This is a genomic window from Cupriavidus campinensis (assembly GCF_905397395.1).
Lineage (GTDB): Bacteria > Pseudomonadota > Gammaproteobacteria > Burkholderiales > Burkholderiaceae > Cupriavidus > Cupriavidus campinensis.
The window spans coordinates 63,868-80,939 of record NZ_CAJPVH010000022.1 but is presented as its reverse complement, the minus strand read 5'-3'; the positions used below and the strand labels follow the sequence as shown (position 1 = coordinate 80,939).

Sequence of the window (17,072 nt, the reverse complement as noted above, 5' to 3'; positions counted from 1 at the left end):
GTGGGACCAGTGGGCGGCGATGCTGCGCCCGGATGCCAGGTGTCGGTCAGACGATCAGGGTTGTATGGGAGGTCGGCGGACGTCAGGACGACAGGTCCAAGTGGAAGACCTATACACGGGATGTTGACGTAAAAGGGGTGATGCCAAAGCCAAACTATAAGCTTCAGAGCTATCTGATTGTCCGGTTCTTTCCGGACCATGAGGTCGAGACCGAACTGCTCGCTGGTGACGGCGATCTCGGACCGGAGAATCTACGGATAGACAGACTTTTTTTTGGTAGGCCACGCGTGATGCGCCAAAAGGGAGAATAACGATGCAAGACTGGTTTACCGACAGCCACGATACTTTCCATCGGGCGCTCAAGACCGCCACGGTGCTACACAACGAAGAGTTCACGACCTGCTCGACCTGCGAGCAGAAGCCGTGGTTCAGCTTCTTTTTCGATGGTACCGGCAACAATCTGGAGTTGGACAAACCACGGCAGAAGAAGTCCAACATCGCCCGACTGTTTAAGGGGCATGTCGCTGATGAAGAACCGTTGATCGTGGCGCTTTACTACCCGGGCGTTGGCACGCCGCTTGGCGCCAGTGATCCAAGTTGGTGGGAACAAATCCGCGACAGCGAGACACTGGGCGGAGGAGCCGGATTGGGCGCCGATGCGCGATTAGCGTTGGCCGAGGCAGATTTTCGAGATAGATTGAAAGCCAACCACAAAGTCACCCGCATCGACATCGCCGTATTCGGCTTCTCCCGCGGCGCGGCGCTTGCGCGTGCTTTCGTGAACCGGCTGCTGAAGCAGTGCGAGATGAGGCACGGCCGGCCCTTTTGGCCTTGCCCGACGGCAGCTGATGGTGAAGCCGCGCCGCTGCATTTCCGGTTTCTGGGTCTGTTCGATACCGTCGAGTCTGTCGGCCTGCCGACGCACAACCTCAATAGCGACATGTGGATGCGTGTACCCGATCAGGTGGAACGGTGCTTTCACATCGCGGCCGGTCACGAGATGCGGGCCTACTTCCCGCTGACACGGGCGCACGATGGCGGCGCGCCGGTTGAAAAGCTGATCTGGCCCGGGGTGCACTCTGACATCGGCGGCGGCTATCGCCCCGGCGAACAGGCCCGTTCCGACCTGCTGGCGCGCATCGCACTGAATCGCATGCGCCTGGAGGGTGCCATCAGCGGCGTGCCATTCACTGCGCCGTCGCTCGCCACCAAGGATGTCCACGATCTGTTTGAGTACGACGAGGACGTCAAAGCGCTATTCGACGAATACATGAGCCATGTCGATGCCGGCGGCACGCTCGAGGCGCAGATCTTCAGACACATGCGCCTCTACTATGGCTGGTTGAAGGAGCGCTTCGAACAGAAGCCTTGTGACATCTACACGAACGTGTGTTCGACCGACCCGGAAGTACAGGCGCAGCTGCAACGCATTCAGGCGTTTCATGAACGCCTGAAGGTCGAAGTGGACACGATGAACTGGCGCAGTTACCTGACGGAGCTGTGGAAGACCAATCGCAGCGAATACGACCGCACCATCGATGCGGCCGGCGGTCCGCGCAGCCCGATGAACCAGCCGCTATCCGACGAGGAAGCCGCCTACTGGGAAGCCTGGGTGAATCCCCCCAAAGCTGTCGCCGGGCCTGCTCCGTCTGTTCGACCACTACATCCACGACTCGCGCGCGGGGTTTCTGCGCGTGGACCACAGCGGTTATCTGAGGCCGCGAGAACTGAGCGCGCCTTCCGGCGCAGAGCATCTGCTGAATTCGGCGATGGCTTCCATGGCCTGAACTGAAACAAACGTCGACATTACTCAGGGATTGCGCCCCCCAACGCCAACAATCTCGTTTCCATTTGTTACGAATAGGAACGAAGCCTCCCGCAACAATGTCTCCCTAGGTTGAAAAACCCATAATCAACCGTGCCGCGCCGTCTGGGAGGACGAATCTGTGAACCTCGATATCGAACAAATCCGCCAGTTCCTGCAGGCGCATGCGGAGACCATCCTGACGTGGCTGGTGGCCGGCCTGGTGATGATGTTGCTGGCGAAATTCGAGCTGCGTCGCGCGGTGCGCAAGTCGGCGCAGGCGATGTCCGAATCGGTGGCGACGACGGTGGCGGCCTGCGTGCCCGACATCGCCCATGCGGCGCAAACGGCGCATCCCATTGCTACAGGCCCCGATGGCGCCGAGCCGGTCACGGCCCAGCGCGCTGATGCGCTGCGCCGCCTGTCGCTCGATACCGTGGCGACCGTCATGGCCCGTGGGCGCTGGCTCGAGGATGTTGGCAACCTGCGTCTGGCCGAGGACGCGCTGCTGTCCGGGCGGCGTGCTGGCGGTGCGGACCCGCTGCTGGTCGTGGCCCCGCAGCCCGTCGTGCAGGCCTACCTGGCCGCCCAGCGCACGTTCGAGGATGAAGCCGCCCGGCTCCAGACCCATCGCCGCGAGGCGCTGACGCTCCAGGAGGCGCTTCAGGCGCTGGTGGCGGAAGCCGCCCACGTCGAACAGGAGACCGCCAGCATCGTCATGCGCTTCGAGCAGGTCAACGCCCAGGCCGCGCAAGGCGTGGAGGCGGGCGATTACCAGCGCTTCCTGATTCAGAAATACAACCAGCTGGGACAGCGTGAGAAGGACATCGGCCAGGAGCGTGCCAATCTGGCCGCGCAATTGCGCGAGAGCACCGATGCGCTCGCCGAGCATGCCCACGTGGCCTCGCAGCGCTACACGCAGGCGCTGGCGCCGCTGATGCAGCAACTGCGTTCGGCGTGGGGCCATGGCGACTCGCCGGACGTTTTCGAAACCTGGCTGCGCCACGCCAGGCCGGAAGACGGGATGCCGGCACCTGCCGCCGATCGCTCGGCGGCCTGAGCGGAGGGGATTGCGCTATCCTTGGGTTTGTCCTTCCAACGCGCCCCATGCCCTACAAGATTCCCGAATCGGTGCTGGTTGTCATCTACACGCCAGACCTGCAAGTCCTGCTGATCGAGCGCGCCGACCGGCCCGGCTTCTGGCAGTCGGTCACCGGCAGCCTGGACGCCGAGGATGAGCCCCTGCCAGTGACCGCCGCCCGCGAGGTGGCCGAGGAAACCGGCATCATCGCCAGCGCGCATAGCCTGACCGACTGGCAACACACCATCAAGTACGACATCTACCCCCAGTGGCGCCACCGCTACGCGCCTGGCGTGGCACGCAACACCGAGCACTGGTTCGGGCTGTGCGTGCCGGCACCGCTCCCGGTGACGCTGGCGCCACGTGAGCATCTGCGCTACGCGTGGCTGCCCTGGCAGGAGGCCGCCGAGCGCTGCTTCTCCAGCAGCAATGCGGAAGCCGTGCGCCAGCTGGCCTGGCGCGCGGCGGCGGGGCTCGATGTGACCTCGGGAGCGGCATGATGAAGCTGCGCGTGGTCACGTACAACATCCACAAGGGCGTGAAGGGATTCAGCGGCAAGCCGCGCATCCAGAATGTGCGTACCGGCCTGCAGACCATGAATGCGGACATCGTCTTCCTGCAGGAAGTGCAGGACCGCAATGACCGGCTGGTCGCCGCCGAATTGTTCGACCCTGACCACACCCAGCTCAACTACCTGGCCACGGATGCCTATCCGCATTCGGTCTACGGCCGTAACGCGGTCTACGACCACGGCCATCACGGCAACGCCATCCTGTCCCGGCATCCGATCCTGATGTCGGAAAATCTCGATATCTCGGATCACCGCTTCGAGCAGCGCGGCCTGCTGCACGCCGTGGCGGACATCAACGGCGTGGAAGCGCACCTGATCTGCGTGCATTTCGGCCTGTTCGCGCGCAGCCGGGCGCGGCAGGCGAGCGCGCTGGTGGAGCGCGTGCGCGCCGTGGTGCCGGCCGATGCGCCGCTGGTCATCGCCGGCGATTTCAACGACTGGAACCATCGGCTCGACGCCCAGATCTGCAACACGCTCAACGCGGTGGAGTCGGCGCACGCCAAGAGCGGGCGCATCCACACCTTCCCGAGCCATATGCCGTGGTGGCAACTGGACCGGATCTATGTACGGGGATTCGAGATCGAGCGCACCCAGGCGCTGACCGGCCGCGAATGGGCCGAGCGTTCGGACCATGTGCCGCTGGTGGCGGAACTGGCCCGCCGGGTGGCGATTCCCGAGGCGTAGCGCCCGGGGGTTACAGGCTCAGCGCGGAGCGGACCCAGCGGTAGATGGCATCCGCGTCGGCGAGGTCGAGTACCGGCAGCGCCGTCTGCGTGGCGACTTCGGCCGGGGCGTCCGTCGCCACGGCGACCACGCCGGGCACGTCGCGCCAGAGCGGCGGCTTGCCGTGGGCGGGCCGATAGACCTCGAGCTTGGGGAAATCGCTCCATTTATAGCCTTCGACCAGCACCAGGTCGGTCTCGGGCGGCAGCACGGCCAGCGCCTCGCTGATCTCGGGCGACGGCTTCGATTCCGGGTAGTGGCGCATCAGCGTCAGGTGACGCGCGCCGACCAGCACGACGTTCTCGCAGCCGCCCGCGCGCATGCGCCAGGAGTCCTTGCCGGGGGTGTCGGGGTCGAAGCCGTGGTGGGTGTGCTTGATGCCGGCTACCCGCAGGCCGTCGGCCACGAAGCGGGGAATCAGCTGGTCCAGCAGCGTGGTCTTGCCGCTGCCCGACGCACCGGCGATGCCGAATACCTTCACAATTCTTTCCGTTTTCCGCCACACAATGGCCCGACAATAGCAGAGTTGGCCAGGGCGATGTGCAGGAGCCGCCCGTTATCCGATAATCAAGCCATGTCACGGATCTACGACCGGGTCGACCGCCCCACACCTGCCTCGACGCCCCAGGCTCCGGCGCCGCCCATTCCCCCCAAGGCAGCGCCGGCTGGCGCCGCCCTTCGCACGCCGCTGCTGCGCTGGGGCCGCCGGCGCGGCAATCCGGTGCCCGGCAATGCCGTGGAACTGCTGCGCAATGGCGAAACCTTCTTCCCCGCCCTGATCGCCGCCATCGGCGCGGCCACCCGCCACGTCGTGCTGGAGACCTATATCTATGCCGATGATGGGGTAGGCCAGCGCGTCAGCGAGGCGCTGATCGCTGCAGCGCAGCGAGGCGTGGACGTACGGCTGGTGGTCGATGGCTTCGGCGCCGGCGACATGCCCGAAGCCCTGCAACAGCGCCTCCGGGCCGGCGGGGTGAAGCTCGAGATCTACCGGCCACTGCGCGGCTTCAAGTTCGCGCGCCGGCATCTGCGCCGGCTCCACCGCAAGATGGCCGTGATCGACGACAGCGTGGCGTTCGTCGGCGGCATCAATATCATCGACGATCACAACCACGGCCCGCTCGATCTGCCCGAGCTCGGCCCGCGCTACGACTTCGCGGTGCGCGTGTCCGGGCCCCTGGTGGCGCAGATCGCGCTGGCGTCCGCCCGGCTCTGGTTCCGTATTGCCCAGCGCCGCGGCCTGCGCGAGACCGCCGCCGCCTTCGCCGAGGTGGAGACGCTGACCACGGCCGCCCGGCAGGCGCGGCGCAACATACAGCCAGCCGGCGTGCCGGCCGCGTTGCTGCTGCGCGACAACCTGCGCAACCGCCGGACGATCGAGCGCGAGTACCTCTACGCGCTGGGCGCGGCACGGCAGGACGTGATCCTGGCCAATGCCTACTTCCTGCCGGGCCACAAGATGCGCCGCGCGCTGCTGGCCTGCCGCGAGCGCGGCGTGCGGGTGCGGCTGCTGCTCCAGGGGGTGGTCGAGTACCGGCTCCAGCATTTCGCCACGCATGCGCTCTATGCCACCCTGCTCGAGGCGGGTGTGGAGATCTACGAATACGAGGCGAGCTTCCTGCACGCGAAGGTGGCCGTGGTCGACGATACCTGGGCGACGGTCGGCTCCAGCAACATGGACCCGTTCAGCCTGCTGCTGGCGCGCGAGGCCAACGTGGCCGTCTACGACACCCACTTCGCGAACGACCTGCGCGCGCACCTGGAACGCGCCATGGCCCAGCGCAGCGCGCGCGTGGTGCCGGAGGCGCACGCGGGCCTGCCGCGCCTGCGCCGGTTTGCCAACTGGGCGGCCTACTATGTGTTGCGCGTCGGCGTCGTCATCGCCGGGGTGACGGGGCCCTACTGAGCGCCTCGACGCATGGCGGCGCGCGTGGCGTTACCATGCTGCCCTGCCGCACGTGCCATCCCGCGCGCGCTGGTGCCGGGCGGTTTTAAGCCGTTGCTGCAATGCGTGGTCAGCGCAGCGCCAGCACCGTCTGTTTAGAAACCCCGGTCTAATTAATTGCTTGATGCCAAACGGCCTCGCCAGAATAATCTGAACGACCGTTCTTTTTTGGCTTAGACTGCGTGCATTCGCGGCTTGCCACGGCATTACGGCAGCCGCAATGCCAGGTTCAAAGCAAAGTCAGGTCATAGGCAGCGCCGGAGAAGGGCGCTGCGAGAACGGAGAGAAAATCATGCGACACCAGTCAGTCCGTCTTGAATCCGCTGCCGCGCCCGCGCCCTTGCGCAAGGGTGAGATGACGCGCGTGGCGATTCTCGATGCCGCACTGGAATTGTCGTCCCGCGACGGGCTGGAAGGGCTGACCATCGGCCTGCTCGCGGAACGCATGCAGATGAGCAAGAGCGGCGTATTCGCGCATTTCGGTTCGCGCGAGGACCTGCAGGTGGAAGTGGTGCGCGAGTATCACCGCCGGTTCGAGCAGGAGGTGTTCTACCCCTCGCTGCACGAGCCGCGCGGTCTGCCGCGCCTGTGGTCGATGGTGCGGCGCTGGATGGAAAAGCGCATCCAGGAAGTGACCACGGGCTGCATCTACATCAGCGGGGCGGTCGAGTACGACGATCGCGCGGAAAGCCCGGTGCGTGACGAGCTGGTCAAGAGCGTCACGATCTGGCGGGCCGCGCTGATGCGCGCAATCGACCAGGCCAAGGAGGAGGGGCACCTGCGCGCGGACTGCGATCCGCGCACGATGCTGTTCGAGATGTACAGCCTTGAACTAGGCTTGCATCACGACGCCCGTTTCCTGCGCCTGCCGGACAGCGCCGAACTTGCCATGGTCGCGCTCAACAAACTGATTCAGTCTTACCGTACCTGACGCCGCCCCCGGCAACGGTCTCGCCCCCTCCCTGCAGGCGGCGCGGCGCGTGCACGTGGCGGCATCGCAAACCTCCAAGGAGTTTTTGATGGGCCAGTACACCGCACCGTTGCGCGACATGCAGTTCGTGCTCCATGAACTGCTCGGCGCAGAAGCCGAACTCAAGGCGATGCCGACGCACGCCGACATCGACGCGGACACCATCAACCAGGTTATCGAGGAAGCCGGCAAGTTCTGCGCCGACGTGGTCTTCCCGCTGAACCAGCCCGGTGACCGCGAGGGCTGCACCTACGAGGGCGATGGCGTGGTCCGCGCGCCCAAGGGCTTCAAGGAGGCATACCGGCAGTACGTCGAAGCCGGCTGGCCGGCGCTGGCCTGCGACCCCGAGTTCGGCGGCCAGGGCCTGCCCATCATCATCAACAACGCGCTGTACGAGATGCTGAACTCGGCCGGCCAGGCGTGGACGATGTACCCGGGCCTCTCGCACGGCGCCTATGAGGCGCTGCATGCCCACGGCACGCCGGAACTGAAGCAGACCTACCTGCCCAAGCTGGTGTCCGGCGTGTGGACCGGCACGATGTGCCTGACCGAGCCGCATTGCGGCACCGACCTCGGCATCCTGCGCAGCAAGGCTGAGCCGCAGGCCGATGGCTCCTACCTGATCTCGGGCACCAAGATCTTCATCTCGGCGGGCGAACACGACCTGGCCGAGAACATCATCCATCTGGTGCTGGCCCGCCTGCCGGACGCCCCGCAAGGCACCAAGGGCATCTCGCTGTTCGTGGTACCGAAGTTCATCCCCGATGCCAGCGGCAACCCGGGCGAGCGCAACGGCATCAAGTGCGGCTCCATCGAGCACAAGATGGGGATCCACGGCAACGCTACCTGCGTGATGAACCTGGACGGCGCACGCGGCTGGCTCGTGGGCGAGCCGAACAAGGGCCTGAACGCGATGTTCGTGATGATGAATGCCGCGCGCCTGGGCGTGGGCGCCCAGGGCCTGGGCCTGACCGAGGTGGCGTACCAGAACTCGCTGGCCTACGCGAAGGACCGCCTGCAGATGCGCGCGCTGACCGGCCCGAAGGCGCCTGAGAAGCCCGCCGACCCCATCATCGTGCACCCGGACGTGCGCCGCATGCTGCTGACGCAGAAGGCCTATGTCGAGGGCGGCCGCGCGTTCAGCTACTGGACCGCGCTGCAGATCGACCGCGAGCTGTCGCACCCCGACGCCGCCGTGCGCAAGGAAGCCGGCGATCTCGTGGCGCTGCTGACGCCGGTGATCAAGGCGTTCCTGACCGATAACGCCTTCGCCTCGACCAACGAGGGCATGCAGGTGTTCGGCGGCCACGGCTACATCGCCGAATGGGGCATGGAGCAGTACGTGCGCGACGCCCGCATCAACATGATCTACGAAGGCACCAACACGATCCAGGCGCTGGATCTGCTGGGCCGCAAGATCCTGGGCGACATGGGCGCCAAGATGAAGGCGTTCGGCAAGATCGTGCAGCAGTTCGTCGAGGAAGAGGGCACCAACGAGGCGATGCAGGAGTTCGTGAACCCGCTGGCCGACCTTGGCGACAAGGTGCAGAAGCTGACCATGGAAATCGGTATGAAGGCCATGGGCAACCCGGACGAAGTGGGCGCGGCCGCCGTGCCGTACCTGCGCGTGGTGGGGCACCTGGTGTTCTCGTATTTCTGGGCCCGCATGGCCAGGCTCGCGCTCGAGAAGGAGGGCAGCGGCGACAAGTTCTACACCAGCAAGCTGGCCACGGCGCGGTTCTACTTCGCCAAGCTGCTGCCGGAAACCGCCGCGGAGATCCGCAAGGCGCGCGCCGGCTCGGCCACGCTGATGGCGCTGGACGCCGACCTGTTCTGATTTGCCGGCAGGCGCGTGCGGCCATCCGCCGCCGCGCCTGCCCGTACCTCACATCCTCTCAACGCTCACAGACCGAGGAGCGCGCATGTCCAATTTCATCGTCAAGAAAGTCGCCGTGCTGGGTGCCGGCGTCATGGGGGCGCAGATTGCCGCCCACCTGGTCAACGCCCGTGTGCCCGTGGTGCTGTTCGACCTGCCCGCCAAGGAAGGCCCCAAGAACGGCATCGCCCTGCGCGCCATCGAGAACCTGAAGAAGCTCTCGCCCGCGCCGCTCGGCATCAAGGATGAGGCCGGCCTGATCCGCGCCGCGAACTACGAAGATGACATCGCCCTGCTGGGCGAGTGCGACGTGGTGATCGAAGCCATCGCCGAGCGCATGGACTGGAAGCACGACCTCTACAAGAAGGTGGCCCCGCACCTGGCCCCGCAGGCGATCTTCGCGACCAATACCTCGGGGCTGTCGATTACCGCGCTGTCCGACGGCTTCGACGCCGGCCTGAAGTCCCGCTTCTGCGGCGTGCACTTCTTCAATCCACCGCGCTACATGCATCTGGTGGAACTGATCCCGACGGCCACCACGCAGCCCGAGATCCTCGACCGCCTGGAAGCCTTCCTGACCACCACGCTCGGCAAGGGCGTGGTGCGCGCCAAGGACACGCCGAACTTCATCGCCAACCGTGTCGGCATCTTCTCGATCCTGGCCGTGTTCGCCGAGGCCGAGAAGTTCGGCATTCCGTTCGATGTCGTCGACGACCTGACCGGTTCCAAGCTGGGCCGTGCCAAGTCCGCCACGTTCCGCACCGCCGATGTGGTGGGCCTGGACACCATGGCGCACGTGATCAAGACGATGCAGGACAATCTGACCAACGACCCGTTCGCCCCGGTCTACCAGACGCCGGCCGTGCTGAAGGGGCTGGTCGATGCGGGCGCGCTGGGCCAGAAGACCGGCGCCGGCTTCTACAAGAAGGAAGGCAAGGCGATCAAGGTGCTGGACGCCAAGACCGGCCAGTACGTGGAGTCGGGCAAGAAGGCCGAGGAGATCGTGGTCCGCATGCTCAAGAAGGAGCCGGCGGAGCGCATCAAGCTGCTGCGCGAATCGACCAACCCGCAGGCGCAGTTCCTGTGGAGCGTGTTCCGCGACGTGTTCCACTACATCGCCGTCTACCTCGAGCAGATCGCCGGTTCGGCGGCTGACGTGGACCTGGCCATCCGCTGGGGCTTCGGCTGGAACTCGGGCCCGTTCGAGGACTGGCAGGCCGCCGGCTGGAAGCAGGTGGCCGAGTGGGTCAAGGAAGATGTCGATGCAGGCAAGGCGCTGTCGAACGCCGCGCTGCCCGCCTGGGTGTTCAGCGGCGCCGTGGCCGAGAACCAGGGCGTGCATGGCGCCAAGGGTTCTTGGTCGCCGGCGACCAGCTCGTTCGTCCAGCGCGCCGAACTGCCGGTGTACCAGCGCCAGGTGTTCCGCGCGGCGCTGCGCGGCACTGACGCGGCCGATCCACGCAAGGCTGGCAAGACTGTCGAAGAGAACGATGCCGTGCGCATCTGGACCAGCGCCGGCGCCGACGACGTACTGGTGGTGTCCTTCAAGAGCAAGATGAACACGATCGGGCCCGATGTGATCGACGGCCTGACGCGCGCCATCGACCTGGCCGAAGCCGGCTACAAGGGCCTGGTGGTGTGGCAGCCGACCTCGCTGCAGCTGGGCGCGCCCGGCGGTCCGTTCTCGGCCGGCGCCAACCTCGAAGCTGCCATGCCCGCGTTCATGATGGGCGGCGCCAAGGGCATCGAGCCGTTCGTCAAGAAGTTCCAGGACGGCATGATGCGTGTGAAGTATTCGGCCGTGCCGGTGGTGGCGGCGGCGTCGGGCATCGCGCTCGGCGGTGGCTGCGAGCTGATGCTCCATTCGGCCAAACGCGTGGCGGCGCTCGAAACCTATATCGGTCTCGTGGAAGTGGGCGTGGGCCTGGTCCCGGCCGGCGGCGGCCTCAAGGAGGCAGCGCTGGCTGCCGCGCGTGCGGCGCAGGCGGCGGGCAGCACCAACTACCTGCAATTCCTGACCAACCGCTTCCAGGCGGCGGCGATGGCGAAGGTGTCCACCTCGGCGCTCGATGCGCAGCAGATCGGCTATCTGCAGCCGACCGACACCATCGTCTTCAACGTCCACGAACTGCTGTACGTGGCGCAGAGCGAAGTGCGCGCGCTGGCCAACGCCGGCTACCGTGCGCCGGTGCCCGGCGCGCTGGTGCCGGTGGCGGGCCGCTCGGGCATCGCCACCATCCAGGCGTCGCTGGTCAACATGCGCGACGGCAACTTCATCTCGGCCCACGATTTCCTGATCGCCACGCGCATCGCCGAGGCCGTGTGCGGCGGCGACGTGGAGGCCGGCTCGCTGGTCAGCGAGGACTGGCTGCTGGCGCTGGAGCGCCGCGCCTTCATCGAGCTGCTCGGCACGGGCAAGACGCAGGAGCGCATCATGGGCATGCTGCAGACCGGCAAGCCCGTGCGCAACTAACAGGCCAGAATAGGAACCGACATCATGAAACAACTGCAAGACGCCTACATCGTCGCGGCCACCCGTTCGCCAATTGGCAAGGCCCCCAAGGGCGCGTTCCGGAACACCCGGCCTGACGACCTGCTCGCCATGATCCTGCGCGCCGCCGTGGCGCAGGTACCCAACCTCGACCCGGCGCTGATCGAGGACGCCATCGTGGGCTGCGCCATCCCCGAAGCCCAGCAGGGCCTGAACGTGGCGCGCATCGGCGCGCTGCTCTCCGGCCTGCCGAACACCGTGGGCGGCATCACTGTGAACCGCTTCTGCGCCTCGGGCGTATCGGCCGTGGCGATGGCCGCGGACCGCATTCGCGTGGGCGAGTCGGACGTGATGATCGCCGCCGGCGTGGAATCGATGAGCATGGTGCCGATGATGGGCAACACGCCGTCCATGTCCCCGTCGATCTTCACGCGGGACGAGAACGTCGGCATCGCCTATGGCATGGGCCTGACCGCCGAGAAGGTGGCCACCCAGTGGAAGGTCAGCCGCGAGGACCAGGACGCGTTCTCGCTGGCGTCGCACCAGAAGGCGATGGCCGCGCAGCAGGCCGGGGAGTTTGCCGATGAAATTACCCCAATCGAGGTAACCGAGAAGTTCCCGGACCTCGCCACTGGTCAGGTCGGCGTCAAGACGCGTACTATCTCGCTGGACGAGGGTCCGCGCCCTGACACGTCGCTGGAAGGCCTGGGCAAGCTGCGCCCGGTGTTCGCCAACAAGGGCAGCGTGACGGCCGGCAACAGTTCGCAGACGTCGGACGGCGCCGGCGCGCTGATCCTGGTCTCGGAAAAGATCCTCAAGCAGTTCAACCTCGTGCCGCTGGCCCGCTTCGTGTCGTTCGCGGTGCGCGGCGTGCCGCCCGAGATCATGGGGATTGGCCCGAAGGAAGCGATTCCGGCCGCGCTGCGCGCGGCGGGCCTGACGCAGGACCAGATCGACTGGATCGAGCTGAACGAGGCTTTCGCCGCGCAGTCGCTGGCGGTGATGCGTGACCTGGCGCTGGACCCGGCCAAGGTCAACCGGATGGGCGGCGCGATTGCGCTGGGCCACCCGCTCGGTGCCACGGGCGCGATCCGCTCGGCCACCGTGGTGCACGCGCTGCGTCGCCACAATCTCAAGTACGGCATGGTGACCATGTGCGTGGGCACGGGCATGGGCGCCGCCGGTATCTTCGAGCGCGTTTAAACGCGCCACGGGCAGCGCGCCACCGGGACAGCCCGGCGGGTGGGCTGTCCCGAACCCTCTGATCAGGTGAAGAACGTAGTGCGATGGATGCGGAGAAGCCACACACTGGAACGCTTGATACGGAGGAGCACAATAATATGCAGGAGACAGCCATTCTGGCCGACGCGGCATGCGACATGCCGCGCGCAATGATGGACGCGCTGGGCGTCCATACCATCCCTTTCCGGATTCGCGCCGGCGACCGCTTCGTGGTCGACACCCGCGATGAAGCCGCGCTGCCCGACCTGTACCAGCAGTATCTGGTCGGCAAGCAGGACCACTACGCCGAATCGATCCCCCTGCTCGAACGCGAGCTGGAAGACCATCTGCTCCGGCACGTGGTGGCCGGCTGCGATCGCGCCATCCTGCTGACGATTGCCAGCACGCGCAGCAAGTTCTACGCGAACGCCACCGGCGCCGTGGTCGGCACCGTGGCGCGCAGCTTCAAGCTGCGCAAGGACGCCGGGCGCAGCGGCCTGTTCGACCTGACCGTGATCGACACCGGCGCCATCGGGCCGGGGCAGGCGTTGATCGTGCGCGAGGTGGCCCGCATGCTGGCCGACGGCGCCGATGGCGCCGACATCTCCCACGCCGTGGAGACGCGCCTGCGCGACGCCGCGCACATGATCATGGTGCCGAACGAGCTGCTCTATATGTATACGCGCGCCAAGCAGAAGGGCGAGAACAGCATTACCTGGGGCCGCTACATGCTGGGCAATGCGTTCAACATCCGCCCGATCATCCGCATGCACCAGGGCGAGACCGAGGCAATTGGCAAGGCGCGCGGGCAGGAGGAAGGCATTCGCCGGCTGCTGGCCCATGCCGAGAGCTGCGTGCGTGCCGGCTGCCTGCTGACACCGGACATCTCGGTGGCCTATGCCGGCAATATCGACGAGGTGCGCGCGTGGCCCGCGTGGCAGGCGCTGGCCGCCACGGCCGAGCGCGCCGGCGTGGAGCTGATGCTGGCCCCGATGAGCCTGACCGTGGCGTTGAATATCGGCGCCGGCGCGTTCAGCATTGGTTATCTTTCCGAAGTGCCGCCACCGTTTGTATGAGCGGCATCCCAATGAGCTAGACGAGACAGACGAGGTTTGACATGAGCATTGCCACACGAATCGACCAGGGCATCCTGACCATTGGCTTCGACCGCATCGACAAGAAGAATGCGATCACGGCCGCGATGTACCAGACCATGGCCGATGCGCTGCGCGCGGCGGAGACCGACCCCGCCGTGCGCGTGATCGTGATCGAGGGCAAGCCGGAGATCTTTACCGCCGGCAACGACCTCGAGGACTTCATGAAGCGCCCGCCGTCGCACGGCACGGATGGCACGCCGGCCCCGGTGTTCCAGTTCCTGCATGCGATCAGCCACGCGAGCAAGCCTGTGGTGGCGGCGGTCAGTGGCGCGGCGGTGGGCATCGGCACGACGCTGCTGCTGCATTGCGACCTCGTCTACGCCTCGGACACGGCGAAGCTGTCGCTGCCGTTCGCGCAGCTTGGCCTGTGCCCGGAGGCGGCGTCGAGCCTGCTGCTGCCGCGTCTGGTGGGCTACCAGCGCGCCGCCGAGAAGCTGCTGCTGGGCGAGGCGTTCAGCGCGCAGGAGGCGCTGGCGATGGGTCTGGTGACCAAGGTGCTGCCCGTGGGGGAGCTGCAGGACTATGTGCGCCAGCAGGCGGCCAAGCTGGCCGCGCTGCCGGCGTCGTCGCTGCGCGAGACCAAGCGGCTGATGAAGGGCGACGACGTGGCCGCCGTGGAGCGGAAGATGGGCGAGGAGGGCGAGGTGTTCCGGCGCATGCTGGTGGCGCCGGAAGCGAAAGAGGCGTTCTCGGCGTTCTTCGAGAAGCGCAAGCCCGATTTCTCGAAGTTCAGCTAGGACGCGGGCGTTGGTGCTTCAGGCAGTCGGGAGCATTCTCGGCTGCCGCGTGTCGTCGGTGGCCACGTACGTCAGCGTGGCCTCCGTCACCTTCACGCATTCATTGCTGTGGCGCATGCGTTGCGCGTAGACCTCCACCGACACGGTGATCGAGGTCCGGCCGGTCTTGACGATATCGGCATAGAAGCTCACCAGATCGCCCACCATCACCGGGTGCTTGAACAGGAACGAGTTCACCGCCACCGTGGCGACGCGGCCCTGGGCGCGCTCCACCGCCGGGATCGAGCCGGCGATGTCCACCTGGGACATGATCCAGCCGCCGAACACATCGCCATGCACATTGGCGTCGGCGGGCATCGGCACCACGCGGAGGGCGGGGTTCTTGCCGGCGGGCAATTCGGAGAGCGGGGCAGGATGGTTCATATCGGCAGGAAGGTGAGGCGGGGTGCGGGGGAATGTCATGGCCTGCCGGGTTGTGCGATCTCTGCGACAATCGCGGCATTGGCAAGAATTCTAACGTATGCGCCGCTACTCCACGTCCGCCGATTCGCCCCCCGAATCGGCCAAATCGCTGTTCCCCGCCGGCGGCAAGCCCCGCAGCGACTGGCAGACCGTCCGTAACCTGCTGCCCTACGTCTGGCACTACAAGTGGCGCGTGATGCTGGCGCTGACCTGCCTGGTGGCGGCCAAGGTGGCCAACCTCGGCGTGCCGGTGCTGATGAAGAAGCTGATCGACAGCATGAACATCGCCCCCGGCGATACCGCCGCGCTGCTCGTGGTGCCGGTCGGCCTGATTGTCGCCTACGGGGTGCTGCGGCTGTCGGGCACGCTGTTCACCGAGTTGCGGGAGATCCTCTTTTCGAAGGTGACGCAGAGCGCGGTGCGCGAGATCGCGCTCCAGGTCTTCCGCCATCTGCATGCGCTGTCGCTGCGCTTCCACCTGGAGCGGCAGACCGGCGGCATGAGCCGCGACATCGAGCGCGGCACACGCGGCATCCAGTCCTTGATCTCGTACTCGCTGTACAGCATCCTGCCCACGCTGGTGGAAATGTCGCTGGTGATCGGCTTCTTCGTGGTCCGCTATGACATCTGGTTCGCGGCGATCACCACCTGCGCGCTGGTCGGCTACATCGTCTTCACCATCGTCGTGACCGAGTGGCGCACGCACTTCCGGCGCAAGATGAACGAGCTGGACTCGCGCGCCAACCAGAAGGCCATCGACTCGCTGCTGAACTTCGAGACCGTGAAGTACTTCGGCAACGAGGAATACGAGGCCCGTCGCTACGACGAGAACCTGCGCACCTACCGCACCGCCGCGATCCGCTCGCAGAACTCGCTGTCGTTCCTGAACTTCGGCCAGCAGACGATCATCGCACTGGGGCTGATCCTGATCCTGTGGCGCGCCACGGTGGGCGTGGCGGCCGGCACGCTGACGCTGGGCGACCTCGTGCTGGTGAACACGCTGATGATCCAGCTCTATATCCCGCTGAACTTCCTCGGCGTGATCTACCGCGAGATCAAGCAGTCGACGACCGACATGGATCGCATGTTCGTCCTGCTCGGCACCAACCAGGAGGTGGCCGACACGCCCGGCGCGCTCCCGCTCCAGGTGCGCGGCGCCGAGGTGCGCTTCCGCCATGTGGGGTTTGGCTACGAGAGCAACCGGGTGATCCTGGATGACGTGGATTTCACCATCGCGGCGGGGACGACCACCGCCGTGGTCGGTCATAGTGGCTCGGGCAAGTCCACGCTGGCGCGGCTGCTGTTCCGCTTCTACGATGTGACGCGCGGCGGGATCGAGGTCGATGGCCAGGACATCCGCAACGTGCGGCAGTCGAGCCTGCGGGCGTCGATCGGCATCGTGCCGCAGGACACCGTGCTGTTCAACGACAGCATCTACTACAACATCGCCTATGGCCGGCCGGAGGCCACGCGCGACGAGGTCATCGAAGCCGCCCGTGCCGCCCAGATCGACACCTTCATCCGCGAACTGCCGCAGGGCTACGACACCCCGGTGGGCGAGCGCGGCCTGAAGCTGTCCGGCGGCGAGAAGCAGCGCGTGGCCATCGCCCGCACGCTGCTCAAGAATCCGCCGATCCTGGTGTTCGACGAAGCCACCTCGGCACTTGACTCGCGCACCGAGCAGGCCATCCAGGCCGAACTGATGCGGCTGGCGCAGAACCGCACCACGCTGCTGATCGCCCACCGGCTCTCCACCGTGGTCCACGCCGACCAGATCCTGGTGATGGATCACGGGCGCATCGTCGAGCGCGGCACGCATGCCGAGCTGATGCGCGCCAACGGCCGCTACGCGGAGATGTGGCTGATCCAGGCGCGCAGTGCGGCGGAGGGGGCGGTGGAGGCGGCGTCGCCGTCCGACGTGCTCGCCATCGACGTCGGGGACGCCACGCAGGACGCCTGAGATTGGCTTGGGATTGTCGACAATCCCTGTCGGCAACCCCGGCCCACAGACCCCCACGCACAATCATGGTTCGT

The 17,072-nt window shown here is 66.3% G+C and carries 14 protein-coding genes and 1 pseudogene; 13 read left to right on the top strand and 2 right to left on the bottom strand.

The window, feature by feature from the left end:
• The 5 genes and pseudogenes from KHO18_RS14680 to KHO18_RS14660 form a co-directional block, all read left to right on the top strand.
• A pseudogene (locus KHO18_RS14680) lies at positions 1-311 on the top strand (DUF3304 domain-containing protein); the annotation flags it as partial.
• Between the two features lie 2 nt (positions 312-313).
• Positions 314-1,792, top strand: a complete 1,479-nt coding sequence (locus tag KHO18_RS14675; RefSeq protein ID WP_244844809.1) for a T6SS phospholipase effector Tle1-like catalytic domain-containing protein — start codon at positions 314-316, stop codon at positions 1,790-1,792.
• A 154-nt stretch (positions 1,793-1,946) separates the two neighbouring features.
• On the top strand, positions 1,947-2,864 hold the full coding sequence (locus KHO18_RS14670; RefSeq protein WP_211943432.1) for a hypothetical protein: 918 nt from the start codon (positions 1,947-1,949) through the stop codon (positions 2,862-2,864).
• A gap of 47 nt (positions 2,865-2,911) precedes the next feature.
• On the top strand, positions 2,912-3,385 hold the full coding sequence (nudB, locus tag KHO18_RS14665) for a dihydroneopterin triphosphate diphosphatase (protein WP_144197185.1): 474 nt from the start codon (positions 2,912-2,914) through the stop codon (positions 3,383-3,385).
• Positions 3,382-4,140, top strand: a complete 759-nt coding sequence (locus KHO18_RS14660; RefSeq protein WP_177219860.1) for an endonuclease/exonuclease/phosphatase family protein — start codon at positions 3,382-3,384, stop codon at positions 4,138-4,140. Before nudB ends, KHO18_RS14660 begins: the two co-directional genes overlap by 4 nt.
• 10 nt (positions 4,141-4,150) lie before the next feature.
• Here the strand turns inward: KHO18_RS14660 and mobB are convergent, their stop codons facing one another.
• Positions 4,151-4,660 (bottom strand): molybdopterin-guanine dinucleotide biosynthesis protein B, encoded by a 510-nt coding sequence (mobB, locus tag KHO18_RS14655; RefSeq protein ID WP_144197186.1) that lies wholly within the window; start codon positions 4,658-4,660, stop codon positions 4,151-4,153.
• A 93-nt stretch (positions 4,661-4,753) separates the two neighbouring features.
• Between mobB and clsB the strand changes: the two genes are divergently transcribed.
• The 7 genes from clsB (at position 4,754) to KHO18_RS14620 (ending at position 14,576) form a co-directional block, all read left to right on the top strand.
• Positions 4,754-6,085 carry a cardiolipin synthase ClsB gene (clsB, locus tag KHO18_RS14650; protein ID WP_244844808.1) on the top strand — a complete coding sequence of 444 codons (1,332 nt, stop codon included), beginning with the start codon at positions 4,754-4,756 and terminating at the stop codon, positions 6,083-6,085.
• Positions 6,086-6,464: 379 nt separating this feature from the next.
• Positions 6,465-7,055: a TetR/AcrR family transcriptional regulator gene (locus KHO18_RS14645; protein WP_092291837.1), complete on the top strand. Its 591-nt coding sequence runs from the start codon at positions 6,465-6,467 to the stop codon at positions 7,053-7,055.
• 88 nt (positions 7,056-7,143) lie between these two features.
• The gene (locus KHO18_RS14640; protein WP_144197188.1) at positions 7,144-8,931 is read left to right on the top strand and encodes an acyl-CoA dehydrogenase C-terminal domain-containing protein; all 1,788 of its coding nucleotides are present in this window, start codon (positions 7,144-7,146) and stop codon (positions 8,929-8,931) included.
• Between the two features lie 85 nt (positions 8,932-9,016).
• Entirely contained in the window at positions 9,017-11,443 is a 2,427-nt protein-coding gene (locus KHO18_RS14635) for a 3-hydroxyacyl-CoA dehydrogenase/enoyl-CoA hydratase family protein (RefSeq protein WP_211943431.1), read from the top strand.
• 21 nt (positions 11,444-11,464) lie between these two features.
• The gene (locus KHO18_RS14630) at positions 11,465-12,664 is read left to right on the top strand and encodes an acetyl-CoA C-acyltransferase (protein ID WP_211943436.1); all 1,200 of its coding nucleotides are present in this window, start codon (positions 11,465-11,467) and stop codon (positions 12,662-12,664) included.
• A gap of 137 nt (positions 12,665-12,801) precedes the next feature.
• On the top strand, positions 12,802-13,758 hold the full coding sequence (locus tag KHO18_RS14625) for a DegV family protein (RefSeq protein WP_144197191.1): 957 nt from the start codon (positions 12,802-12,804) through the stop codon (positions 13,756-13,758).
• Positions 13,759-13,799: 41 nt separating this feature from the next.
• Positions 13,800-14,576, top strand: coding sequence for an enoyl-CoA hydratase (locus tag KHO18_RS14620; RefSeq protein WP_144197192.1), 777 nt, complete (start codon positions 13,800-13,802; stop codon positions 14,574-14,576).
• Between the two features lie 18 nt (positions 14,577-14,594).
• Here KHO18_RS14620 and KHO18_RS14615 read toward each other — a convergent pair whose 3' ends face one another.
• Positions 14,595-14,999 (bottom strand): acyl-CoA thioesterase, encoded by a 405-nt coding sequence (locus KHO18_RS14615; protein ID WP_144197193.1) that lies wholly within the window; start codon positions 14,997-14,999, stop codon positions 14,595-14,597.
• A gap of 97 nt (positions 15,000-15,096) precedes the next feature.
• Here KHO18_RS14615 and KHO18_RS14610 point away from each other — a divergent pair, with 97 nt between their 5' ends.
• Positions 15,097-16,998, top strand: coding sequence for an ABCB family ABC transporter ATP-binding protein/permease (locus KHO18_RS14610; RefSeq protein ID WP_144197194.1), 1,902 nt, complete (start codon positions 15,097-15,099; stop codon positions 16,996-16,998).
• Positions 16,999-17,072: the final 74 nt, after the last annotated feature.